The sequence below is a fragment of the Burkholderia sp. SIMBA_051 genome (assembly GCF_046534915.1).
GTDB classification, from domain to species: Bacteria; Pseudomonadota; Gammaproteobacteria; order Burkholderiales; family Burkholderiaceae; genus Burkholderia; species Burkholderia ambifaria.
In genome coordinates, this window is sequence record NZ_JAWRXS010000009.1 from 316,240 (window position 1) to 338,738 (window position 22,499).

18 protein-coding genes are annotated in these 22,499 nt (G+C 69.0%); 3 read left to right on the forward strand and 15 right to left on the reverse strand.

The genetic code is table 11. The features are described 5' to 3' along the window. Positions 1-4: 4 nt before the first annotated feature. The 14 genes from SB771_RS23470 to SB771_RS23535 all read right to left on the reverse strand — a co-directional run bounded on the left by SB771_RS23470 (position 5) and on the right by SB771_RS23535 (position 17,758). Entirely contained in the window at positions 5-1,153 is a 1,149-nt protein-coding gene (locus tag SB771_RS23470; protein WP_011659852.1) for a porin, read from the reverse strand. A 63-nt stretch (positions 1,154-1,216) separates the two neighbouring features. Then, positions 1,217-2,422: a 3-(3-hydroxy-phenyl)propionate transporter MhpT gene (mhpT, locus tag SB771_RS23475; protein ID WP_175659948.1), complete on the reverse strand. Its 1,206-nt coding sequence runs from the start codon at positions 2,420-2,422 to the stop codon at positions 1,217-1,219. Between the two features lie 250 nt (positions 2,423-2,672). Beyond that, positions 2,673-4,580, reverse strand: coding sequence for a feruloyl-CoA synthase (locus SB771_RS23480; RefSeq protein ID WP_175659947.1), 1,908 nt, complete (start codon positions 4,578-4,580; stop codon positions 2,673-2,675). After that, a complete protein-coding gene (locus tag SB771_RS23485; RefSeq protein WP_175659946.1) occupies positions 4,577-6,025 on the reverse strand; it encodes an aldehyde dehydrogenase in 1,449 nt (482 codons plus the stop codon). The genes SB771_RS23480 and SB771_RS23485 overlap by 4 nt, the downstream gene beginning before the upstream one ends. A 46-nt stretch (positions 6,026-6,071) precedes the next feature. Then, positions 6,072-6,902: a p-hydroxycinnamoyl CoA hydratase/lyase gene (locus tag SB771_RS23490; protein ID WP_175659945.1), complete on the reverse strand. Its 831-nt coding sequence runs from the start codon at positions 6,900-6,902 to the stop codon at positions 6,072-6,074. Positions 6,903-7,136: 234 nt separating this feature from the next. After that, positions 7,137-7,640, reverse strand: a complete 504-nt coding sequence (locus tag SB771_RS23495; RefSeq protein WP_175659944.1) for a MarR family winged helix-turn-helix transcriptional regulator — start codon at positions 7,638-7,640, stop codon at positions 7,137-7,139. A gap of 172 nt (positions 7,641-7,812) precedes the next feature. After that, complete coding sequence (locus SB771_RS23500) at positions 7,813-8,712, reverse strand: SMP-30/gluconolactonase/LRE family protein (protein WP_175659943.1); 900 nt, start codon at positions 8,710-8,712, stop codon at positions 7,813-7,815. A 45-nt stretch (positions 8,713-8,757) separates the two neighbouring features. Next, positions 8,758-9,777 carry an L-arabinose ABC transporter permease AraH gene (araH, locus tag SB771_RS23505; RefSeq protein ID WP_175659942.1) on the reverse strand — a complete coding sequence of 340 codons (1,020 nt, stop codon included), beginning with the start codon at positions 9,775-9,777 and terminating at the stop codon, positions 8,758-8,760. A gap of 35 nt (positions 9,778-9,812) precedes the next feature. After that, complete coding sequence (gene araG / locus SB771_RS23510) at positions 9,813-11,372, reverse strand: L-arabinose ABC transporter ATP-binding protein AraG (RefSeq protein ID WP_175659941.1); 1,560 nt, start codon at positions 11,370-11,372, stop codon at positions 9,813-9,815. Positions 11,373-11,392: 20 nt separating this feature from the next. Continuing rightward, the gene (locus SB771_RS23515) at positions 11,393-12,397 is read right to left on the reverse strand and encodes an arabinose ABC transporter substrate-binding protein (protein WP_011659861.1); all 1,005 of its coding nucleotides are present in this window, start codon (positions 12,395-12,397) and stop codon (positions 11,393-11,395) included. An 81-nt stretch (positions 12,398-12,478) separates the two neighbouring features. Then, entirely contained in the window at positions 12,479-13,408 is a 930-nt protein-coding gene (locus SB771_RS23520) for a Gfo/Idh/MocA family protein (RefSeq protein WP_105832552.1), read from the reverse strand. Positions 13,409-13,432: 24 nt separating this feature from the next. Further along, positions 13,433-14,362 (reverse strand): dihydrodipicolinate synthase family protein, encoded by a 930-nt coding sequence (locus tag SB771_RS23525; protein WP_175659940.1) that lies wholly within the window; start codon positions 14,360-14,362, stop codon positions 13,433-13,435. A gap of 52 nt (positions 14,363-14,414) precedes the next feature. Further along, on the reverse strand, positions 14,415-15,773 hold the full coding sequence (locus SB771_RS23530; RefSeq protein ID WP_175659939.1) for an MFS transporter: 1,359 nt from the start codon (positions 15,771-15,773) through the stop codon (positions 14,415-14,417). Positions 15,774-16,006: 233 nt separating this feature from the next. After that, entirely contained in the window at positions 16,007-17,758 is a 1,752-nt protein-coding gene (locus SB771_RS23535; RefSeq protein WP_011659865.1) for an IlvD/Edd family dehydratase, read from the reverse strand. A gap of 114 nt (positions 17,759-17,872) precedes the next feature. Between SB771_RS23535 and SB771_RS23540 the strand changes: the two genes are divergently transcribed. Continuing rightward, positions 17,873-18,823 (forward strand): LysR substrate-binding domain-containing protein, encoded by a 951-nt coding sequence (locus tag SB771_RS23540; RefSeq protein WP_126226271.1) that lies wholly within the window; start codon positions 17,873-17,875, stop codon positions 18,821-18,823. A gap of 1 nt (position 18,824) precedes the next feature. Here SB771_RS23540 and SB771_RS23545 read toward each other — a convergent pair whose 3' ends face one another. Further along, positions 18,825-19,301, reverse strand: a complete 477-nt coding sequence (locus tag SB771_RS23545) for an OsmC family protein (RefSeq protein WP_105832547.1) — start codon at positions 19,299-19,301, stop codon at positions 18,825-18,827. A 91-nt stretch (positions 19,302-19,392) separates the two neighbouring features. Here SB771_RS23545 and SB771_RS23550 point away from each other — a divergent pair, with 91 nt between their 5' ends. Further along, the gene (locus SB771_RS23550; protein ID WP_175659938.1) at positions 19,393-20,034 is read left to right on the forward strand and encodes a GntR family transcriptional regulator; all 642 of its coding nucleotides are present in this window, start codon (positions 19,393-19,395) and stop codon (positions 20,032-20,034) included. 349 nt (positions 20,035-20,383) lie between these two features. Beyond that, positions 20,384-22,489: a TonB-dependent siderophore receptor gene (locus SB771_RS23555; RefSeq protein WP_175659937.1), complete on the forward strand. Its 2,106-nt coding sequence runs from the start codon at positions 20,384-20,386 to the stop codon at positions 22,487-22,489. Positions 22,490-22,499 lie beyond the last annotated feature (10 nt).

A 22,499-nucleotide genomic window follows, 5' to 3' on the forward strand; every position in this document is an offset into this window, starting at 1 on the left:
CGAATCAGAACATGTGCCGGACGCCGACCATCGCGCCGAGCTGCCCCATCCCCTGGCCGGGCGTCGTGCCGGCCCCGCCGCCGCTGACCGCGTAGCGCGCATGCGCGCTGTTCCACAGATACGACGATTGCGCGTAGACGGCCGTGCGCTTGGTCAGCAGATAGGTCGCGCGCAGCGTGGCCATCGTCGCGCGCGTGTCGTGCGCGCTGTTGACGATCCGGTAGCCTTCGCCGTCGACGACGAAGTCGGGCTTGATCGCATACGACGCGCCGAGGAAGAACAGGTCCGAATGCGCGCCGGCCGCGGCCGGCGAACCGGTCGACACGCGCCGCCCGATCCAGCCCGCGCCGATGCGCGCGCCCGCCGCCTGCGCGTAGGCGCTCACGTGCGTGCGTGCATCCTTGCCGCCGCTGCTGGTGAAGGCGACCGGCGCGACGCCGTCGAAGAAGTTCGCGGCGGCGCCCGTGCCGCCGCGCTGCTCCTCGTACGACGCCGCCGCCCCGAAATACGCGCTGTCGTACTTGAGCATCACCGACCAGTTGCGGCATTGCACCGCGTCGCCCGGCACCTGCCCCGCGCACGTGCCCTGCCCCGGCGAGTTGCCGGTGCCCGCGCCGTCGCGGCCGAACGAATACGCGGCGCCGAGCGTCACGCCGCGATACGTGCCGACGTAGGTCACCGCGTTGTCGGCGCGGCCGTTCGGCACGTACGCGTCGAGCGAGCCGAGCCCGTAGATGTCGGGGCCGATGATGTCCGCGCCCTGCAGCGCGAGATAGGTCATCGTGTACTGGCGGCCGAACGCGAGCGTGCCGAAGCCGCTCTTCAGCCCGACGAACGCCTGCCGCCCGAACAGCCGCCCGCCCTGCCCGAGGTCGCCGCCGCGCACGTTGAACCCGCTTTCGAGCGTGAACACCGCCTGGTAGCCGCCGCCGAGATCCTCGGTGCCGCGCAGGCCCCAGCGTGACGGCAGCTCGCCCGTCACGCCCGGCATGCGCACCACGTGGTCGCCGGCCGCGTTCGCGTGCGACACGAACTCGACGCCCGTGTCGATGATTCCGTACAGCGTCACGCTCGACTGCGCGTGCGCGCCCGGCGCGGCGAGTGCGCAGCAGGCGCCGGCGGCCAGCAGGCCGTTCCTGGTTTTCGTGTTCATTGCGTTTGTCTCCAGACCTTGAGTAGGCGCGCTCTGACGGCGCGCATCGAAAAATCGTGAACGTCAGTCGCCGGCTTGCGGGCGGCGAATCAGCACCAGCGCGGCGACGGCCGCGACGAGCGTGACGGGGATGCTCGCGCCGATCACGACCGGCGCGCTGCGGCCGGCGGCCAGCAGCGTCGCGGCCGCCAGCGGCCCGACGACGGAACCGAGCCGCCCGACCGCCACCGCCGCGCCGACGCCCGTGCCGCGCATCGCGGTCGGGTAATAGATCGCCGCGAGCGCATACAGCACCGACTGCCCGCCGACCACGAACATCCCGGCGGCAAACGCGGCCGCCGCGAGCGACGCGAAGCCGGGCGCGGCCGAGAGCGCGGCAAGCGACAGCACGATCCCGACATACATGCCGCCGACCACGCGCGACGCGCGCATCCGGTCGAGCGCCGCGCCGATGCCGAGCGCGCCGAGCCCAGCCCCGACGTTGAACGCGATCTGCACGAGGCCGACATGTGCACGGTCGAGCCCGCGCGCGGCCATCAGCGACGGCAGCCAGTTCAGCAGGAAGTAGAGGACGATCAGCGTGCAGAAGTAGCTGATCCACAGCGCGAACGTCGACGTCGTGCGGCCGTCGCCGAACAGCGTGTGCGCGACGCTGGTGCGTGCGGCCGGCGTGCCGGCGACGTCGAGATACGCGCGCGATTCCGGCAGGCACCACGCGAGCAGCGGCACGAGCAGCAGCGGCCCGGCGCCGCCGACGTAGAAGATGTGCCGCCATTCGGTGTCGCCGGCGAGCAGCACGCCGATCAGCGACGCGATCACGCCACCGAACGGAATGCCGCAATACATCGTCGCGACCGCGCTGCTGCGCAAGCGCGGCTCGACCGCTTCGGACGACAGCGCGATCAGGTTCGGCATCGCGCCGCCGAGGCCGATGCCGGTCAGCACGCGCACGACGACGAGCATCCAGAAGCTCGACACCTGCGCGGTCGCGATCGACAGCAGCCCGAACAGCACGGCTGACGCGATCAGCACGCGCTTGCGGCCGATCCGATCGGCGAGCCGCCCGCCGAGAATCGCGCCCGGCAGCAGCCCGAAGGTGCCCGCGCTGAACGCGATGCCCATCTGCGACACGGTCAGCCCGAACTCATGCGCCATGCGCGGCGCGGCGACCCCGACCGACTGCAGGTCGAGCCCTTCGAGGAGGGCGACCGCGAAACACAGCGCGAGCGTGGTCGCGACCGTGGATTTTTCGGCAACGTAAGTGTTCATCCTGTCTCCAATCCCATGTCTTGTAGTCGGTCGGCCCTGCAACGGCCGCCGCGCGCCGCCGCCGGCCAGGGGCGGATCGGCGCGCGAGGTGTCGTCCGAATGGCCGCCTTTATCAGGCAGCCTGATTCGCTGGCCGCAAGAATGCCTGCCGGTGTCGTGACCGGCCGGTCGTTATGCCTGCTTGGTCCTGCTTGGTCCTGCTTGGTCCTGCTTGGTCCTGCTTGCTCCTGCTAATGCCTGCTCGTGCCGCCTACGCGTAAATCACGTCGGGATCACGCCGCGCCGGGTCGTACAGCGCGTCGATCGTCGCCGCGCGATGCTGCTGCACGGCCGCCTGGTTCAGCGAACCCTTGTCGGTCACTTCGCCGAGATCGAGCGACGGCGGCGTGTCGATCAGCCGGATGCGTGCGACGAACGTCGAACCGCCGCTGGCATGCCGGTTCAGCGCGGCAAGCCACGTCGTGAACGCCGCGCGCACGGCCGGCGCGCGCAGCACGTCGGACACCGGCGCGTCGGCGGGGAGCCCCGCCAGCGCGCGGCACGCGTCGACGCGCGGAAACACGAGCAGCCCGATGTCGTCGCGATTGATTCCGGTGACGACCACGTCCTGCACGTACGGCGCGCCGCTCGACACCGCGTTCGCGCGCAACGGCCCGACGCTGACGAAGGTGCCGCTGCTCAGCTTGAAGTCCTCGGTCAGCCGCCCGTCGAACTGCAGCCCGAGTTCCGGCCGCTGCGGATCGGCGAAGACGCCCGCGTCGCCGCTGCGGTAATACCCTTCGTCGTCGAACACGTCGCGTGGATCGACGTCCGCGTGCCAGTAGCCGCGCATCACGTTCGGCCCCTTGAAACGCAGCTCGAGCTTGCCGCCGCACGGCACCAGCTTCGCGTCGCAGCCCGGCGCGGGCAGCCCGATATAGCCGGCGCGCATCAGCGGCCCCGTCGTGAACAGGCACGACGGCGACGCCTCCGTCATCCCGAGGCCGGCCATGATCCGGATGCGCTCGCCGCAATGCGCGTAGGTCACGCGGTCGAGCCGGTCCCACGCGGCCTGCGACAGCCCCGCACCGCCGAAGAAATACAGCTTCACGCGCGAGAAGAACGTGTCGCGCAGCGCGGCATCGCGTTCGAGCGCGACGGTCAATTCTTCCCAGCCCTTCGGCACGTTGAAGTAGATCGTCGGCGCGATCTCGCGCAGGTTGCGCACGGTTTCGTCGAAGCGGCCCGGCATCGGGCGGCCGTCGTCGATGTACAGCGTGCCGCCGTTGTACAGCGCGATGCCGAGGTTGTGACTGCCGCCGAACGTGTGATTCCACGGCAGCCAGTCGACCAGCACCGGCGGCTCGCGCGTGAGCTCGGGCATCGTCTGGCGCAGCATCTGCTGGTTGCTGCACAGCATCCGGTGCGTGGTCGGCACCGCCTTCGGCTGCTTCGTCGAACCGGACGTGAACAGGATCTTCGCGAGATGATCGGGGCCGATCGCCGCGTGGATCGCGTCGATCGTGCGCGGTGCCGTCGCAAGCAAGCGCGAGAGCGGCACCGCGCGGCCCTTTCCGTGCGCGCCGGCGTCGTCGTCGCGTGCGACGATCAGCGCCGCATCGGCCGGCAACGTGGCGTCGAGCGCACGCGTGAACGGCGCGCGTTCGGCGACGAAGACCGCACCCGGGCGCAGCACGCCGAGCGTGTGGCGCAGCTTGCCGTAGTCGGTCGACACGAGCGAATACGCGGGCGAGATCGGCGCATACGGCACGCCGGCCAGCATCGCCGCGAACATCAGTTGCAGATGCTCGAGATCGTTGCCGGACAGCACCGCGAGCGGACGCTCGGCCGACAGCCCGAGATCGACGAGGCCCTGGCCGAGCGCGCGTGCGCGCTCGAGCATCTGCGCGTAGGTGATCTCGATCCAGCGGCCATCGGCGCCGCGCCGCGCGGCCAGCACGCGGTCGGGGTGCGCTTGCGCGCCGCGCACGAGGCAGTCGGTCAGGCGCGTCGGGTAGTCGCCGAGCGGTTCGCGCGAACGCAGATACCACGTGCCGTTTTCCGCGCGGCGAATCTCGGCCGCGCCGACGGCGACGGCCGCCGCGCGATAGCGCACGCCGCCCGTGTCGCTCACCTGCCCGCTCGCGGGCGTCGCTACATTCATCGTCGGCTCGCTCATATCGGGTAGTGACGCGGCGTGGTCTGCACGGTGATCCAGCGCAGCTCGGTGAATTCGGCGATCGACGCACGGCTGCCGAAGCGGCCGTAACCGCTCGCCTTGGTGCCGCCGAACGGCATCTGCGCCTCGTCGTGCACGGTCGGCCCGTTGATGTGGCAGATCCCCGACTCGATCCGTCGCGCGAGCGTCATCGCCCGTGCGATATCGCGGCTGAACACGCTTGCCGACAACCCGAACTCGCTGTCGTTCGCGAGCGCGACCGCTTCGTCGTCGCTATCCGCGCGCAGGATCGCGACCACCGGCGCGAACGATTCCTCGCGATAGAGCCGCATGTCGCGCGTGACGCCGTCGACGATCGCCGGCTGCATCGTCGCGCCGTCGATCCGGCAGCCGAGCGGCAAGCGCGCGCCGTGCGCACGGGCATCCTCGACGAGCGACGCCGCGCGCGCGGCCGCCGCCGCATCGACCATCGTGCCGAGCGGATGGCCGGCCAGCGGATCGCCGGCGACCAGCGTGCGCGCCTTCCCGGCCAGCCGTTCGACGAGCGCATCGGCGATCGGCCGCGCGACAATCACGCGCTCCGTCGACATGCAGATCTGGCCCTGGTTGAAGAACGCGCCGAATGCGATCGCGTCGACGGCTGCGTCGACATCCGCATCGTCGAGCACGAGCACCGGCGCCTTGCCGCCGAGTTCGAGCAGCACGGGTTTCAGGTACGCGGCCGCATGGCGCGCGATGATGCGCCCGACGTGCGTCGACCCGGTGAAGTTGATCCGCTTCACGTGCGGATGCGCGATCAGCCGCTCGACGAGTTCCGGCGCATCGGCCGCCGCGTGCGTGATCACATTGACGACGCCCGCGCCGAGCCCGGCGTCGTCCAGCACCGCGCCGATCAGCGCGTGCACGCCCGGGCACGCTTCGGACGCCTTCAGCACGACCGTGTTGCCGCACGCAAGCGGCATCGCCAGCGCGCGCGTGCCGAGGATCACCGGTGCATTCCACGGCGCGATGCCGAGCACCACGCCGCACGGCACGCGCATCGCGAGCGCGAGATTGCCGGGCACGTCGGACGGGATCACGTCGCCGTCGATCTGGGTGGTCATCGACGCGGCCTCGCGCAGCATGTTCGCCGCGAGCGTCACGTTGAAGCCGAGCCAGCCAGGCGTCGCGCCAGTTTCGGCGACGCCGGTCGCGATGAATTCGTCGATGCGCGCGTCCATCAGGTCGGCCGCCTTCAGCAGCCGGTGGCGCCGCTCCGTCGGCGCGAGCGCCGCCCAGGCGGGGAACGCGCGGTGCGCGGCGTCGATCGCCGCGTCGGCGTCGGCCGGGCCGGCCGCCGGCGCGCGCGACGCAAGCGCGCCCGTCGCGGGGTTGAATCGGTCGAAGGTTCGCCCGTCGCGGGCGGTGCACCACTCGCCCCCGATCAGCATCCGTCTGTCGGTCATGTCGTCTCCTGCCTTGCTGTCTCTTGCGGTTGCGTCGGCGGTGATATCAGCGCTTGTATGCCTGCAGGCCCGGCTTGATCGCCTTGTCGTCGAGGAACTGCTTCAGCCCCTGCTCGCGGCCGCGCTCCGGGTCGCGCAACTGCGCCTGGTCGAGCTTCGCATACAGATAATCCTCGCACTGCTCCCACGTGAGTTCGCGCGAACGCTTGAAGCCATGCTTCGCCGCGCGCAGCACGACCGGGTTCTTGTCCATCAGCCGTGCGGCGAGCGCGATCGTCGCGTCGCGCAGCCCGGCCAGCGGCACGCTGCTGTTCACGAGGCCCATTTCCGCCGCTTCGACGCCGGTGAACGTGTCGCCGGTCATGATGTAGTGCAGCGCGCGGCGATGCCCGACGGTGTCGGCCATCGCCTTGCTGACGAGGTTGCCCGGCGGGATGCCCCAGTTGATCTCCGACAGCCCGAACACCGCTTCGTCCGCCGCGATCGCGAGGTCGCACGCGACGAGCGGCGAGAACCCGCCGCCGAAGCACCAGCCGTTCACCATCGCGATCGTCGGCTTGTTGTACATCCGCAGACGGCGCCACTGCCATTCCGACGCGTCGCGCCGCACCTTTTCCTGCAGCGCGTCGGAGCCGCCGTCGATCTCGCGGAAATATTCCTTCAGATCCATGCCGGCCGTCCATGCGCTGCCCGCGCCGGTCAGCACCAGCACCTTCGCGTCGTCGTCGAACTCGATCGCGTCGAGTACCTGCAGCATTTCCCGGTTCAGCGTCGGGCTCATCGCATTGCGCTTGTCCGGACGGTTCAGCGTCACCCACGCGATGCCGGCCTCCACGTTCACTTCAACGGTCTGCCAGCGGTTGTCGTACTTGCTCATGTTCTGTTCCTGTCGTTCGTTCCTGTGCGATTCGGTGCGCAGCATTTCTGCTGCGGACGGCTTCATTTAATATCAGGCTACCTGATATTGCAAGCGGCATGAGCGCCGGTGTAAACCCGGAGCGCAAAGCGGGGGAAGCGACGGAATCGGGGAACGGTCAGGCGACCGGCAACGCGAACGCGGGCCGCGCGGCCCGCGCCGTGAAGGTTCGAAAAGGGGCCGAAAAGGGGTCGGTCAGCCGCGCAGGTTGCGCGAGAACAGTTCGAGCGCGCGCTGCACGTGCGCGGCGTCGTCGGCGGAGATGTTGCCGAGCATGCGCGTCTCGAGCGGGCGCAGCACGGTTTCGCATTCACGCAGCATCGCCGCGCCTGCGTCCGTCAGCGTCAGCAGGATGATGCGGCCGTGCGACGGGTCGGCTTCGCGGGTGACGAAACCGCGGGCGGCCATCACGCTCATCACCTCGTTCGCCGATTGCGGCGTGATCCATGAGCGCTCGGCCAGTTGCGCATTCGACGATGCGCCGCGCGCCTCCAGCACCGACAGCGCCGTGTATTGCGCGAGCGTGATGCCAAGCGGTGCGAGCGCGTCGGTCATGTGCCGGCGCAGCAGCCGGTCGAGACCGCCGATCACGTAGGTCAGGCGCTGCGGCGCGCGCGCCTTCGGCTTGTCGCCCGTCGCGCGGGCGGCGTTCTTCGCGGTGTTCTTCGGGGACGCGGGCTTGGTCGGTGCGGAACTCATGGTGCGGGCGGGATGGAATTGCGGGCCATCTTACCAGCACGTCGAGGCGGTGAAAGGGGTGGTCCAGCAAGTCAGACAGCCGCCGCGCGCTCATGCATGCACGGCAGGCCGCGAACGTGTCAGCGAAGCCCGCTGCGTCAGCGGCATCCCATGAACGGGATCCAATACGCGATCAGCCGCGCGGCGCGCCCATGAAGCGCGCGGTCGGCAGCCCCGCATGGCGCGTCTGCGCGACGAACACGCCGCCGGCATCGGCGTCGCTCGCCAGCGCGTCGTCGCTCAACCCGACGCGCGCACTCGTCACGTACAACCGGCCTTCGCCATCGAGCGTCACGCAGCTCGGCTGCGCGGTCGGCACCGCGATGCGTTCCGTCTCGACGCCGTCCGCGGCGTAGCGCACCACCCGCCGGCCGCCCCACTGCGCGTTCCACAGGCCGCCGTCGCGGTCCATCGTCGAGCCGTCCGGGTCGCCGTCCGCATCGGTCAGCCGCACGAACGGCCGCACGCCGGCCACACCCGCGCGGCCGTAATCGCACACGAGGATTTCACGCACGAGCGAATCGCAGAAGTACATCTTCGAGCCGTCCGGCGAGAACGCGATGCTGTTCGCGATCGCGGCCGGCGGCAACGCGAGCCGTTCGAGCGTGAGGTCGGCATTGAGCCGGTAAAACCCGCCGACCGCGCGCGGCGGGTCGCCGCCCTCGTCCTTCATCCCGAACACGAACGCGCCGGACGGATCGCAGCGCCCGTCGTTCAGCCGCGTCGGCAGATCGGGCTCGACGTCGACGATCCGCGTGAACGCACCGCTGCGCAGATCGAAGAACGCGAGATGCGTCGCGAGCCCGACGAGCAGCACGTCCGGATCGTGCGTCAGCGCGAAGCACGCAAGCCGTTCGGGCATCGGCCACTGCGTGAGGTCCGAACCGTCCGCGCGGCAGCGCCACAGTTGCGCGCCTTCGATATCCACCCAATACAGCGCGTGCGTCTTGTCGCACCACGTCGCGCCTTCGCCGAGCGTGTTGCGGGTGTCCGCCAGCCGCGTCGCCGACGCGGCCGGATCAATCTGTTGCATTCCGTCTCCCGATACTTGTTACATGCGCAGGCAGCCACGCATTCGTCAGATCTTCATCGCGCGCCGCTGGTTGCGACGATACTGGTCGAACAGCACCGCGAGCAACAGAATTCCGCCGCGTATCAGATATTGGTAAAAGGTCGGCACGTTCAACAGGCTCATCGCGTCCTGCACGGAGCCCATGATCAGCACGCCGACCAGCACGCCGGAGATCGTCGCGACGCCGCCCGTCAGCGACACGCCGCCGAGCACGCACGCGGAGATCACGCCGAGCTCGAGGCCGACCGACGTCTTCGGGTCGCCGAGGCTCATCCGCGACGCGAGCATCACGCCGGCGAAGCCGGTCACGAGCCCCTGCAGCACGAACACCGCGATCTTGATGCGCATCACCGGCAGCCCCGCGAGCAGCGCGGCCTCGCAGTTGCCGCCGACGGCCAGCACGTTCTTGCCGAACACCGTCTTGCGCAGCAGGAAGCCGAACACGACGAAGCCGATGATGTTGCTCCAGATCGGATACGAGATGCCGAGGAACGAGCCGGCGCCGAGCTCGAAGAAGCGTTCCTCGGAGATCATCACCGCGTCGCCGTTCGACGTGATGAACGCTAGCCCGCGCACGACTTCCATCATCGCGAGCGTGACGATCAGCGAATTGATCCGCCAGCGCGCGATCAGCACGCCGTTCACGAGCCCGACCGCGCCGCCCGCGAGGATGCCGGCCATGGTGCCGAACACCACGCTGTGCGTCGCGGTGATCAGCGTCGACGCGACGACGCCCGAGAACGCGACGATCGACGCGACCGACAGGTCGACTTCGCCGAGCGCGAGCACGAACATCATCGTCACCGCGATCGAACCGATCAGCGTGACCGACAGCAAGAGGCCCTGGATGTTGCGCGGCGTGAGGAAGTCCGGCACGGTCAGCGACAGCGTCGCGAACAGCACGAGAAACACCATCACGATGCCGGAGCGGTTGATCAGTTGCCACACGCCGCCGCGCGCTCGCGCGGGCGCGGCCGTGGCATCCGGGGACGGGGAAGTACGTTGGGGTTGCATTGCCTGGCTCATATCAGTTCAGTTGCTTTCCGGTTGACTGCACGGCGCTAACGCGGCAGCGCGAGCTTGATCAGCGCGTCGGGCGTCGCCTGCGCCTTCGCGACTTCGCCCGCGATCCGTCCTTCCTTCATCACGATGATCCGGTCCGACACGCCGATCACCTCGGCCAGGTCGCTCGACACGAGGATCACCGTGCGGCCCGCTTCCGCGAGTTCGTAGAACAGGTTGTAGATTTCCGCACGCGCGCCGACGTCGATGCCGCGCGTCGGTTCGTCCATCAGGAACACGTCGATGCGCTCGGCCAGCCAGCGCGCGAGCACGACCTTCTGCTGGTTGCCGCCCGACAGCGCGCCGATCGGCGTGTCGCCGTCGGGGGTCTTGATCGCGAGCCGCTCGATGTAGCGTTGCGCGAGGTCGCGTTCGCGCCGCGCGTCGAGCAGCACGCGTGCCGGGCTGAAATGACGGCGCGCGCTGATGTTCAGGTTGTCGGCCACCGACGCGATCGCGACGATGCCTTCCTGCTTGCGATCCTCCGGGCACAGCGCGATGCCGGCGCGCACCGCGTGGCGCGGGCTCGAAAACGCGACGCGCTTGCCGCCCAGCTCGACGTGGCCGCCGCTCGGGCGCGTCGCGCCGTACAGCAGCTTCATCAGTTCCGAGCGGCCCGCGCCGACGAGCCCGAAGAAGCCGACGATCTCGCCGCGGCGCGCGGCGAACGACACCGGCTCGGACAAGCCGGGCCCGGTCAGCCCCTTCGCCTCGATCATCACGTCGCCGGCCGCGCGCGACCGGTAGCCGTACACATCCTCGATCGAGCGGCCGACCATGCAGCCGATCAGCTCGTCGCGATCGAGGTCGGCGACCGATTCGAACGTCTCGATCCGGCGGCCGTCGCGGAACACCGTCACGCGGTCGCACAGCGCGTCGACTTCCTCCATCCGGTGCGTGACGTAGATGATCGCGCGCCCTTCCGCGCGCAGCGAGCGGATGATGCGGAACAGCTGCGTCGTCTCGCGCGCGGACAGCGAACTCGTCGGCTCGTCGAACGCGATCACGCGCGCGTCGCGCATCAGCGCCTTGCCGATCTCGATCATCTGGCGCTGGCCGATCGACAGATACTTCACCGGGATGTCCGGATCGATGTGCTCGCCGAGGCGCTCCAGCGCATCGAGCGCACGCACCGCGAGCGCGCGCTCGTCGACCACGCCGAGCCGGCTCGGCAACTGCCCGAGCATCAGGTTCTCCGCGACCGTCAGCTCCGGCACCAGATGCAGCTCCTGGTAGATGATCGCGATGCCGGCCTCGAGCGCGGCACGCGTCGACGCGAAGCGCTGCACCGTGCCGTTCAGCGTCAGCGTGCCGGCCTGCGGCTGGTTCACGCCGGACAGCACCTTCAACAGCGTCGACTTGCCCGCGCCGTTCTCGCCCATCAGCCCGTGCACTTCGCCCGCGCGCACCGACAGCGACACGCCATCGAGCGCGCGCACGCCCGGGAACGTCACCGTGATCCCGTCGAGCGAGAGCAGCGCGCCGCCGGGCGGCGCGGCGGCGCCGTGCGTGGCCGCGTCGTCGTTGCCGGACACGGCCGTCATCGTCTGCATCGTCATCGCGTCGTCGCCTCGCACGCTCAGATGCCGAGCTCGGTGCGCACGGCCTGCCAGTTCGCGCGCGTCATCAGCTTGCCGCTCGTCTGCGTGTCGGCCGGCGGCGTCTTGCCGTTGCGGATCCAGTCGACGAGGTTCTGCGTGCTGTCCTTGCCGTGGTTCGTCGAGCTGACCGCGATCGTCCCGTAGAAGCCGGTCGGCTCCTTCTTCTGGAATTCGGCGAACGCCTCGCCCGCGCCGTTGATGCCGACGCCGATCACGTCGGCCGCCGGGATGTGCAGCTGTTCGGTCGCGCGCACCGCGCCGAGCACGGTTTCCTCGTTCAGCGCGTAGACCACCCACTTCTTCACGTTCGGATGGCGCGCGAGCACGGGCGCCGCGGCGCTGAAGCCGCCTTCGTCGTCGGTCGTCTTCTGCGGCGCGTCGAAGATGTTCTCCTTGCGGAAGCCGTTCGCGAGCAACGCCTGCGTCGCGCCGTCGGTGCGCAGCTTCGCGGTCGGCAGCTCGTAGTTGGTGATGCGCAGCGCGCCGACTTCCTCCGGCTTCCAGCCGCGGCGCTTCATCTCGTCGGCGATCGCCTGGCCGACCTGGTTGCCGATCTTGATCGCCGACATCCCGAGATGCGGCACGTTCGACAGCGGCTTGCCGGTCGAGTCGACGAGCTGGTCGTCGACGGTCACGAACTTCATGTTGTAGCGCTTCGCGCGCGCGGCGATCGCCGGCCCGAGGCGCACGTCGGGCGCGCAGATCACGAAGCCCTGCGCGCCTTGCGAGCCGAGGTTGTCGATCGCGGCGAGCACCTTCTCGCCGTCCGGCGTGCCGATCTTCACGACCGAGAAGTTCTCCTTCTGGCCGAGCGAGGCGGCCGCGTTCTGCTCGTTGATGAACCATGCCTGCTCGGGCATCTTCACCAGGAAGCCGATCTTCAGCGGCGCGTCGGCGTGCGCGGCGCCCTGCATCCCGAGCGGCGCGAGGCAAAGCGCGGCCAACAGTGCGCGCAGGGTGTGTCGGCGAGTCGTGCGGTTCATGCGGTGTCTCCTTGTATTGGCTTGGGTCTTCAACATCCGTCGTACACGGTCGCGCTCGCGATGAGGCGCGCCGGCACGTTTTCAGCGGCCGAACGCGTCGGTCCCGACGCGCCGCCCGAACAAAAATGCGTCGGCGACGAGCCGCAACGGCCGTACGTCGACGTCGCTTTCGCCGCGCGCGATCAGCGCGCGGAAGTGAGCATACAGCGCCGGATACTCGCGCTGCGGGCCGATCTCGACCGGCTCGCCGGCGATCGACAGTTGCGCGCCGCCGCGGCTGATCGCGAGCACGCCGTCCGACGTGTCGACCGCGATCTCCCATTGCTCGACGGGGCCGTGCCGCCAGTCGAATTCCGCGTGCACGGGCACGCCTTCCGTATCGGCGCAATCGAGTTCGGCCGCGATCGGCGTCTGCACGTCGCTCGGCACGTAGAGCGTCGCTTCGCGCAGCACGAGCTCGCGCGGCAGGATCCGCGTGACGATCGACAGCGCGTTGATGCCGGGATCGAACACGCCGAGGCCGCCCGGCTCCCAGATCCATTGCTGCCCCGGATGCCAGCGCCGCACGTCTTCCTTCCAGCGCACCTGCACCGCGCGGATCGTACGCGTCGCGAGCCACGCGCGCGCCGGTTCCACCGCGCTCGCGCAGCGCGAATGCCAGGTCGCGAACAGCGTGAGGCCGCGTTCGCGCGCGAGCGCGTCCAGCGCGGCCACTTCGCCCAGCGTCGCGCCCGGCGGTTTCTCGAGCATTACGTGCTTGCCGGCTTCGAGCGCCGCGCGTGCCTGCGCGTAGCGCACCTGCGGCGGCGCGCACAGCGACACCGCTTCGAGTTCGGGCTCGGCGGCCAGCAGCGCACCGAGCTCCGGATAATTGCGCACGCCGCTGACTTCCGCGTGACGGCTCGCGCACGCGGTCAGCGCGAAGCCCGGTTCGGCGGCGATCGCCGGCAAATGCTGGTCACGCGCGATCTTGCCGATCCCGATCACGCCCAGCGAAATCTCCTTGCTCATCTGCGTTCCTCCTTCGCTACTCGGTCAGTGCGCCCAGCGCAGCACGAGCGGATCGAGCCGGCGCGCGATCGCGAGCAGCTCCGCGCGCGTGTCCGGATGCAGTTCCGGCATCGGATGCCGCGGCCGCTCGCACGCGATCACACCGCCTTCGCGCATCAGCGCCTTCGCGGTGAGAATGCCGGACTGGCGGTTCTCGTGATTGATCAGCGGCAGCCACGCCTGGTAGCGTGCGTACGCATCGTCCTGCCGCCCTTCGCGCCACGCTTCGAGGATCGGCCGGATGCCGTCCGGATACGCGCCGCCCGTCATCGCGCCGGTCGCGCCGGCATGCAGGTCGGCGAGCAGCGTGATCGCCTCCTCGCCGTCCCACGGCCCTTCGATCGCGTCGCCGCCGAGCCGGATCAGCTCGCGCAGCTTGTTCGCGGCGCCGGGCGTCTCGATCTTGAAGTACGCGACCTGCTCGATCTCGCGCGCCATCCGCGCAAGCAACGGCGCGGACAGCGCGGTGCCGCTCGCAGGCGCATCCTGGATCATGATCGGGATGTCGATCGCATCCGACACGCGCGCAAAGAAGTCGACGATCTGCGCTTCGGGCACGCGGAACGTCGCGCCGTGATACGGCGGCATCGTCATCACCATCGCCGCGCCGAGCTGCTGCGCGCGCAGGCTGCGCGCCGCGCACACCTGCGTGCTGTAGTGCGACGTCGTGACGATCACCGGCACACGGCCGGCGACGTGCTCGAGGATCGTGCGCGTGAGCACGTCGCGTTCGTCGTCGGTGATCGCGAATTGCTCGGAGAAGTTCGCGAGGATGCACAGCCCGTCCGAGCCCGCATCGATCATGAAATCGACCGCGCGCTTCTGGCTCGCGAGGTCGAGCTCGCCGGTCTCGGAAAACATCGTCGGGACGACGGGGAAGATGCCGCGATAGCGCGGTGTGCTGCTCGATGTCATGGTTCGGGTCCTGCGTCGGTCGAATCGGCGTTCAGCCGGAAAAACAAGGCGTTCAGGATTCGCGGGCCAATGCGCCCGCGGCCGGCTCGGGCGCGCGCAGCGCGGCCCGGACCACGAACGTCATCAGCACCGCGAACAACAGCGTCGCCGCGAGAAAGTACAGGCCGGCCGCGAGACTGCCGGTCGATGCCTTGATCAGGCCGATGCCGTACGGCCCGAAGTAGCCGCCGAGATTCGCGAGCGAATTGATCGCGGCGATGCCGACCGCAGCACTCGTGCCGGTCAGGAATTCGCCGGGCAGCGCCCACACGACGGCCTGGATCGAATAGAGCGAGAACGCGGTGAGGCAGATGAACGCGAACTGCAGCGCGGGCTGGCGCACCCATGCGCTCGCGGCCATCGTCACGGCGGCGGCCGCCGACACGACGACGATGTGCCAGTAGCGCTCGCGCTTGCGGTCCGAATGGCGCGGCACGACGAGCAGGCCGACCACCGCGAACAGATACGGCACCGCGGACAGCAGCCCGGTCGCCGCATCGCCGGCGCCGAATGCGTGGATGATCGTCGGCAGCCAGAGCGACAGCCCATAGATGCACAGCGGAAACGGCAGGAACAGCGCGGCGAGCAGCAGCACGCGGCGGTCGCGCAATGCGGCGAGCGGATTGCCGTGCGAAGCCGGTCGATACGTGTCGCGGTCGGCGGCGAGCTGCCGCGAGATCCAGCGGCGTTGGTCGTCGTTCAGCCAGCGCGCATGCGCGGGCGACTCGGGCAACAACCGCAGCGTAGGCCAGGCGAGCAGCACGGCCGGCAAGCCGCTGACGACGAACAACGTCTGCCAGTCCGACAGCCCGAACCAGCCGTGCGTCGACAGCAGCCACCCGGCGAGCGGGCCCGTCACGATGCCGGCGAGCGGCTGCGCGAGCACGAGCAGGCCGATCACGCGCGCACGGCCGCGCATCGGGAACCATTGCGTGAGGAAGTAGAGGATGCCGGGATAGAGGCCGGCTTCGGCCGCGCCGAGCAGGAAGCGCAGCACGTAGAAACTGGCCGGCCCCTGCACGAGCGCCATCGCGATCGTGATCACGCCCCACGTCGCGAGGATGCGCGCGAACCACACGCGTGCGCCGAAGCGTCCGAGCGCGAGGTTGCTCGGCACTTCGCACAGGAAGTAGCCGATGAAGAACAGTCCGGCGCCGAGCCCGTAGGCGGCGTCGCCGAGGCCGATCGCCGCGTTCATGTGCAGCTTCGCGAAGCCGACGACCGTGCGGTCGACGTAGGCGACCACGTAGATCAGCGCGAGGAACGGCACCAGCTTGCGCGTGAGCAGGCGGGTCAGTTGCCGTTCGTCGACGGCTGCCGGCGAATCGGACTGTCCCGCCACGGCGTGCGCGGGCGTGTACTGCGTCGTCATCTTGTCTCCTGTCGGCCCCCGTTAGCGCTTTAGCGCTTACGGGGGCCCCATGCTTCGCGGTAGCCCACGTTGGCGCTTTAGCGCTTGTGGGGGCCCCATGCTTCGCGGTCGACGTACGCTGGCGCTTCAGCGCTTGCGTACATCCCATCCTTTACGGCGGCCCGGTTAAGCGCCCTGCCACAGCCGGCACTTCACCCTGCTTCCCTCAGGCCCCGCCGCGATCCGTTTGTCGCTCAATGCGAATGGCTCGGCACGTCCGCGCCGCGCATGCCGACCAGGAAGTCGAGGTCGCACCCCTCGTCGGCCTGCAGCACGTGATCGATATACAGCCGCGCGTAGCCGCCCTTGCCAAGCTGCGCGGCCACGCCCGGCGCCGCTGTCGGATCGACGTCCGACAGGCGGCGCTGCAGTTCGTCGTCCGGAATGTCCAGGTGCAGCGTGCCGGCCTCGCAGTCGAGCTCGATCCAGTCGCCGTTGCGCACGGCGGCCAGCGGCCCGCCCGCGGCCGCTTCCGGCGCGACGTGCAGCACCACCGTGCCGTACGCGGTGCCGCTCATCCGCGCGTCCGAGATCCGCACCATGTCCTTCACGCCCTGGCGCAGCAGCTTCGGCGGCAGCCCCATGTTGCCGACCTCGGCCATCCCCGGATAACCGCGCGGCCCGCAGTTCTTCAGCACCATCACCGAACTCGCATCGACGTCGAGCGCTTCGTCGTTGATCGTCGCCTTGTAGTGCTCGAGATTCTCGAACACCACCGCGCGGCCGCGATGCTTCAACAGCTCGGGGCTCGCCGCCGACGGCTTCAGCACCGCGCCGCGCGGCGCGAGATTGCCGCGCAGGATGCAGATCCCGCCGTCGGCGATCAGCGGCCGGTCGAGCGGGCGGATCACCTCGTCGTCGTAGTTCGGCGCTTCGCGCACGTTGTCCCACAGCGACTTGCCGTTGACGGTCAGCGCGTCGGGGTGCGGCAGCAGCCCGCCTTCGCCGAGCCGGCGCAGCACGGCCGGCAGGCCGCCCGCGTAATAGAACTCCTCCATCAGGAAGCGCCCGGACGGCATCAGGTCGACGATCGTCGGCGTGTCGCGGCCGATGCGCATCCAGTCCTCGAGCTCGAGCGGCACGCCGATGCGGCCCGCGATCGCCTTCAGGTGGATCACCGCGTTGGTCGAGCCGCCGATCGCCGCGTTCGCGCGGATCGCGTTCTCGAACGCCGCGCGCGTCAGCACCTTCGACAGCACGAGCCCTTCGAGCGCCATCTCGACGATCCGGATGCCGGACATGTGCGCGAGCACGTAGCGGCGCGAATCGACGGCCGGAATCGCCGCGTTGTGCGGCAGCGCCACGCCGAGCGCCTCGGCCATGCACGCCATCGTCGACGCGGTGCCCATCGTGTTGCAGGTGCCGGCCGAGCGCGACATGCCGGCTTCGGCCGACAGGAAGTGATGCAGGTCGATCTCGCCCGCCTTCAGCGATTCGTGCAGTTGCCACACGGCGGTGCCCGAGCCGATGTTCTTGCCTTCGAGCTTGCCGTTCAGCATCGGGCCGCCCGACACGACGATCGCCGGCACGTCGCAGCTCGCCGCGCCCATCAGCAGCGCGGGGGTCGTCTTGTCGCAGCCGGCGAGCAGCACGACCGCGTCGATCGGATTGCCGCGGATCGCTTCCTCGACGTCCATCGACGCCAGGTTGCGCGTGAGCATCGCCGACGGCCGCAGGTTCGATTCACCGTTCGAGAACACCGGGAACTCGACCGGAAACCCGCCCGCCTCGAAGATCCCGCGCTTCACGTGCTCGGCGAGCTTGCGGAAGTGCGCATTGCACGGCGTCAGCTCGGACCACGTGTTGCAGATGCCGATGATCGGCCGACCGTCGAACTCATGATCGGGGATGCCCTGGTTCTTCATCCAGCTTCGGTACATGAAGCCGTTCTTGTCGTTCGTGCCGAACCATTGGGTGGAGCGCAGCCTGGGTTTTGTTGCCGACATCGTCAGTCCTGTGGTGACGGGATACCGGCGCAGTCTAGGCAGAATTTTGATAACTCGCTAATGACGTTTTAGGCGATTACGATATCGATTCCGATATCGATATAAACCCGTACCATGCTCGAAGCCAGCCCGTGGGGAAACCGCAGCCGCCTGAAGACGCGCCAGCTCCTGCTGGTCGTCGCGCTCGCCGACGAAGGCAGCATTCACCGCGCGGCGGCCGCGCTGAACATGACGCAGCCGGCCGCGTCGAAGCTGCTGCGCGAGCTCGAGGAATCGATCGGCGCGGTGCTGTTCGAGCGCCTGCCGCGCGGGATGCGGCCGACGCTGTATGGCGACGCGCTGATCCGCCACGCGCGCGCGGCGCTCGGCAGCCTCGACCAGGCGCGCGAGGAGCTGGCCGCGCTGAAGGCCGGCCATCTCGGGCATGTGGCGGTGGGCGCGATCACGTCGCCGGGGTTGCGGCTGGTGCCGCCGGCCGTCGCCGCGGTGAAGGGCACGCATGCGAACGTGCGCGTGTCCGTCGCGATCGACACGAGCAATGTGCTGCTCGAACACCTCGCGCAGGACAAGCTCGACATCGTGCTCGGCCGGTTGTCGGCCGAACACGACAAGCTGCACCTGCGCTACGAGCCGCTGACCGGCGAGCCGGTCGCGGCGGTCGTGCGGCCCGGCCATCCGCTGCTGGCGCAGGCGCCGCTGTCGCTCGCCGACGTGCAGCGTGCCGCGTGGGTCATGCCGCCGGCCGGCAGCGTGCTGCGCCACCGCTTCGAGCTCGTGTTCCAGCGCGCGAGCCTCGCGCCGCCCGCGAACGTCGTCGAGACGGCCGCGCTGCTGTTCATCACGCAGTTGATCGAGCAGAGCGACATGATCGCGGTGCTCGCGGAGGACGTCGCGCTGTACTACGCGCGACATGGCATCGTGTCGGTGCTGCCGCTGGAGATGGATTGCCGGATGGACGATTTCGGGATCATCACGCGCACCGACCGGCTGCATTCGCCGGCCGTCGCGGTGATGGCCGACGCGATCCGCGCGGCCGCGCGGGAGGTTTACGGGGTCGCGTTGTAAGTCACGCCGTCGCGAATTCGATCACCGGCTCGCACCGGATCGGGAAGTTCACGGAGTTCGCGATATAGCACTTCGCATGCGCATCGTGATGCAGCCGCTCGGCCAGCTCGCGATCGTCGCCCGCGCGGATCGTCACGCGCGGGTGCAGCACGATTTCGGTGAAGCGCCCGTGCTCGGGGCTGTCGAGCATCGTCCCTTCGGCGTCGTCGACATACGCGAGCACGCGGATGCCGGCTTCCGAGCAAAGATGCAGATACCACAGCTTGTGGCACGCCGATGCCGACGCGAGCAGCAGATCCTCCGGATTCCAGCGCGCCGCATCGCCGCGAAACGCCGCGTCCGACGAGCCCGGAATGTCCGGCTTCGAGCCGGCGCTGATTACATGATCGCGGCCGTATTCGCGGTACCCCGACGTGCCGGTTCCCCGGTTGCCGGTCCACTCGACTGCCACGCGGTACTTGTGTTCGCCATGCGCCATCTCGCTCTCCTCTGCAATCGGATGTGAGGCCGCCATTGTGTCACCGCGATGCCATTTGGTATACCATTATTCCAAAATGAGGACTCAAGGGATGGAAGCCAGACTCGATTCCACGGCGGACGCCGTGGCCGCATCGCTGCGGGAAATGATCATCAACGGCGAGTTGCAGGCCGGCGAGCGGCTCGTCGAGCGCGACCTCGCCGAGCACTTCGGGATCAGCCGGATTCCGATGCGCGAGGCGATCCAGCGCCTGGAGCGCGAAGGGCTGCTGGACATTTTCCGCAATCGCGGCGCGATCGTGCGGATGCTCGGCGCGTCCGACGTGCAGGAAATCTACGACATGCGCGTGCTGCTCGAAGGCGACGCCATCTACCGGAGCGTGAAGCGGCTCGACGACGAAACGCTGGCGCGCGCCGAACTCGTGCATCGCTTGCTCGGCGAATCGAGCGTGGCGCGCCGCCAAGGCGAGTTGAACCGTGAATTCCATGTGCTGCTGTATTCATGCTGCGGCAACGCGCGCCAGTTGAAGGCGATCGCGGAACTGCGCAGCCAGGTCGAACGGTACGAGCGCCTGCAGGCCACGCTGCTCGCAGATACGCCGTCGTTCCAGGTCGAGCACGAAGAAATTCTGCAAGCATGCCGCGAACGCAATGCTCGCGGCGCCCGCGCGATGACCGTCGCGCATCTGGACTCGGTCCGGCGCATCGTGATGCGGCTCGTCGAAGGCGACTGAGGCCGGCCGGCGGCCAAGCGCGGTCTCGCGCGTTTCCGGCCACCATCACGCGGCAAGCCATCCGATCGGCCTCGCCGGCTGGAAACGCTCACTCCCGTGCATATCCAGCGGTCGCAGGCGCAGCGTGCCCCCACGACCCGATAGTTCGCCCGGCGGGCCTCCGAACACAACCCGGCAGCTCTTCGTTCTCCCGCTCCCTCTCCCCGCAATGCAACAAGGTCAACTTACGATTGCAAATAGATCTCATTTGCATTAGATTTCGGCGCGCAAATGAACTGTTTGGAACACGGATGCCGACGTGAGACGGCCCGCGGTGCCCGAACGCGGACCAATCTCTGAAGGACGGGGTATGAGCAGGAAGAACTGGGCGGCCGCACCGATGGCCATCGTCGTCGGCACGGCCGGCCTGAGCGCCGCCGAGGCTCAGGAACTGTCGCTGCCCGCGATCGAAGTCTCCGGGCAGCGCACGACGGCGCCGTTTCGCGCACCCGAATCGACGAGCGCGACGCGCACCGAGACGGACGTGATGGAGATTCCGTTCGCGGTCAGCAGCGTCGACAAGAAGCTGATCCAGACAGTCGCCGCCACACGCGGCGAAGACCTGTACGACTGGGTCGCCGGCGTCGCGCGCCAAAACAACTTCGGCGGGCTGTGGGACAACTACGCGGTGCGCGGCTTTGCCGGCGACGGCAACACGTCCGGCACCGACTACCTCGTCAACGGCTTCTCGTGGAATCGCGGCATCAGCGTGCCGCGCGACACCGCCACGCTCGAACGCATGGAAGTCCTCAAGGGGCCCGCGTCCGCGCTATACGGCCGCGGCGACCCCGGCGGGCTCATCAGCTACACGACGAAGCAGCCGCAGTTCGCGCGCGCGAACACGATCGGCGTGTCGGCCGGCAGCTACGGCGCGCTGCGCGAGACGCTCGATTCGACCGGCCCCGTCACGAAGTCGCTCGCGTACCGCTTCATCGCGATGAACGAGGACAACGGCAGCTTCCGCGATACCGTGTCGAGCAAGCGCTACCTGTTCGCGCCGTCATTCACGTGGGACATCGGCGCGGACACGACGCTCCACTACGAATTCGAGACCGCCCGGCAGCGCGCGCCGCTCGATCGCGGCGTGGTCGCGGTCAACGGGCAGCTCGGCGTGGTGCCGGCGTCGAGGTTCATGGGCGAGCCGCGCGACGGCGACTACGACGTGCGCAATTCGGGCCACCAGTTCACGCTCGAGCATCGCTTCAATGCCGACTGGTCGGTCAACGCCGGCTTCGCGCAGCGCGACACCGACCTGTCCGGCCGCTCGTCCGAAGCGTTCGCGCTACAGCCGGACGGGCGTACGCTATGGCGCCGCTACCGGCAGGTCGCGTTTCACTCGAACGACGTGCAAGGCCGCGTCGAGGTGGCCGGCAAGGGCCGCACGGCCGGCATCGGCCACACGTTCGTGATGGGCGTCGACGCGTATCGCTTCAACTACGACCAGTTCGTGTCGCGCTCGACGCCGACGGCCGCGGCGCCGTATGCGATCGACATCTTCGATCCGGTCTACGGCCAGCCGGCGCCCGTGCCGCGCACCGCGACGAACCTGCTCGAGCGCGACGACGGCCAGGGCCTGTACGCGCAGGACACGCTCGCGTTCGGGCCGCACTGGAAAGTGCTCGCCGGGCTGCGCTGGGACCGCTTTCACCAGTCGGTCGAGAACCGCCTGAAGGGCGTGACGACGAGCCAGCTGCAAACGGCGCTGAGCCCGCGGCTCGGCATCGTGTACGAGGCCAGCCCCGCGCTGTCGCTCTACGCGAACACCGCGTATTCGTTCCGGCCGAACAACGGCGCCGACGTCAACGGCCGCGCGTTCGATCCGGAGAAGGGACACGGCTATGAAGCCGGCGTGAAATGGGCCGGCACGCGCTGGCTCGCGACCGTCGCCGCGTTCTACGTGAACAAGCGCAACGTGCTGAGCGCCGATCCGGCGAATGCCGGGTTCTCGCGTGCGGCCGGCGAAGTACGCAGCCGCGGCGTCGAATTCGAATGGAACGGCGAACTCGGCCACGGCGTGCGCGGCATCGTCAACCTCGCGTACGTCGATGCGCAGGTCACGCACGACAACGTGCTGACGCCGGGCGCACGCCTCGTCGACATTCCGCGGCTGAGCGGGAGCGCGCTGCTGATGTACGAAACCGCGCTGCCGCTCGTCGACAAGGCCGGCGCGGGCGCGGGCGTGATCTACGTCGGGCGCCGCGCGGGCAATACCGCGAACACGCAGGACGGCTTCGACCTGCCCGCTTACGCGACCGTGCAGCTCAACGGCTACGTGCAGGTCAACAAGCATCTGCGCGCGTCGGTCGTGCTGAACAACCTGTTCAATCGCACGTACTACGTCAGTTCGTACAACAGCCTGTGGGTCACGCCGGGCGCGCCGCGCAGCCTGTTCGCGTCGCTCGCGTACTCGTTCTAGAACGGCTGGT

Excerpts from the sequence above, each read along its gene's own strand:
- SB771_RS23470 (WP_011659852.1), bottom strand. The coding sequence starts at position 1,153 with ATGAACACGAAAACCAGGAACGGCCTGCTGGCCGCCGGCGCCTGCTGC.
- mhpT (WP_175659948.1), bottom strand. The coding sequence starts at position 2,422 with ATGAACACTTACGTTGCCGAAAAATCCACGGTCGCGACCACGCTCGCG.
- SB771_RS23480 (WP_175659947.1), bottom strand. The coding sequence starts at position 4,580 with ATGAGCGAGCCGACGATGAATGTAGCGACGCCCGCGAGCGGGCAGGTG.
- SB771_RS23485 (WP_175659946.1), bottom strand. The coding sequence starts at position 6,025 with ATGACCGACAGACGGATGCTGATCGGGGGCGAGTGGTGCACCGCCCGC.
- SB771_RS23490 (WP_175659945.1), bottom strand. The coding sequence starts at position 6,902 with ATGAGCAAGTACGACAACCGCTGGCAGACCGTTGAAGTGAACGTGGAG.
- SB771_RS23495 (WP_175659944.1), bottom strand. The coding sequence starts at position 7,640 with ATGAGTTCCGCACCGACCAAGCCCGCGTCCCCGAAGAACACCGCGAAG.
- SB771_RS23500 (WP_175659943.1), bottom strand. The coding sequence starts at position 8,712 with ATGCAACAGATTGATCCGGCCGCGTCGGCGACGCGGCTGGCGGACACC.
- araH (WP_175659942.1), bottom strand. The coding sequence starts at position 9,777 with ATGAGCCAGGCAATGCAACCCCAACGTACTTCCCCGTCCCCGGATGCC.
- araG (WP_175659941.1), bottom strand. The coding sequence starts at position 11,372 with ATGACGATGCAGACGATGACGGCCGTGTCCGGCAACGACGACGCGGCC.
- SB771_RS23515 (WP_011659861.1), bottom strand. The coding sequence starts at position 12,397 with ATGAACCGCACGACTCGCCGACACACCCTGCGCGCACTGTTGGCCGCG.
- SB771_RS23520 (WP_105832552.1), bottom strand. The coding sequence starts at position 13,408 with ATGAGCAAGGAGATTTCGCTGGGCGTGATCGGGATCGGCAAGATCGCG.
- SB771_RS23525 (WP_175659940.1), bottom strand. The coding sequence starts at position 14,362 with ATGACATCGAGCAGCACACCGCGCTATCGCGGCATCTTCCCCGTCGTC.
- SB771_RS23530 (WP_175659939.1), bottom strand. The coding sequence starts at position 15,773 with ATGACGACGCAGTACACGCCCGCGCACGCCGTGGCGGGACAGTCCGAT.
- SB771_RS23535 (WP_011659865.1), bottom strand. The coding sequence starts at position 17,758 with ATGTCGGCAACAAAACCCAGGCTGCGCTCCACCCAATGGTTCGGCACG.
- SB771_RS23540 (WP_126226271.1), top strand. The coding sequence starts at position 17,873 with ATGCTCGAAGCCAGCCCGTGGGGAAACCGCAGCCGCCTGAAGACGCGC.
- SB771_RS23545 (WP_105832547.1), bottom strand. The coding sequence starts at position 19,301 with ATGGCGCATGGCGAACACAAGTACCGCGTGGCAGTCGAGTGGACCGGC.
- SB771_RS23550 (WP_175659938.1), top strand. The coding sequence starts at position 19,393 with ATGGAAGCCAGACTCGATTCCACGGCGGACGCCGTGGCCGCATCGCTG.
- SB771_RS23555 (WP_175659937.1), top strand. The coding sequence starts at position 20,384 with ATGAGCAGGAAGAACTGGGCGGCCGCACCGATGGCCATCGTCGTCGGC.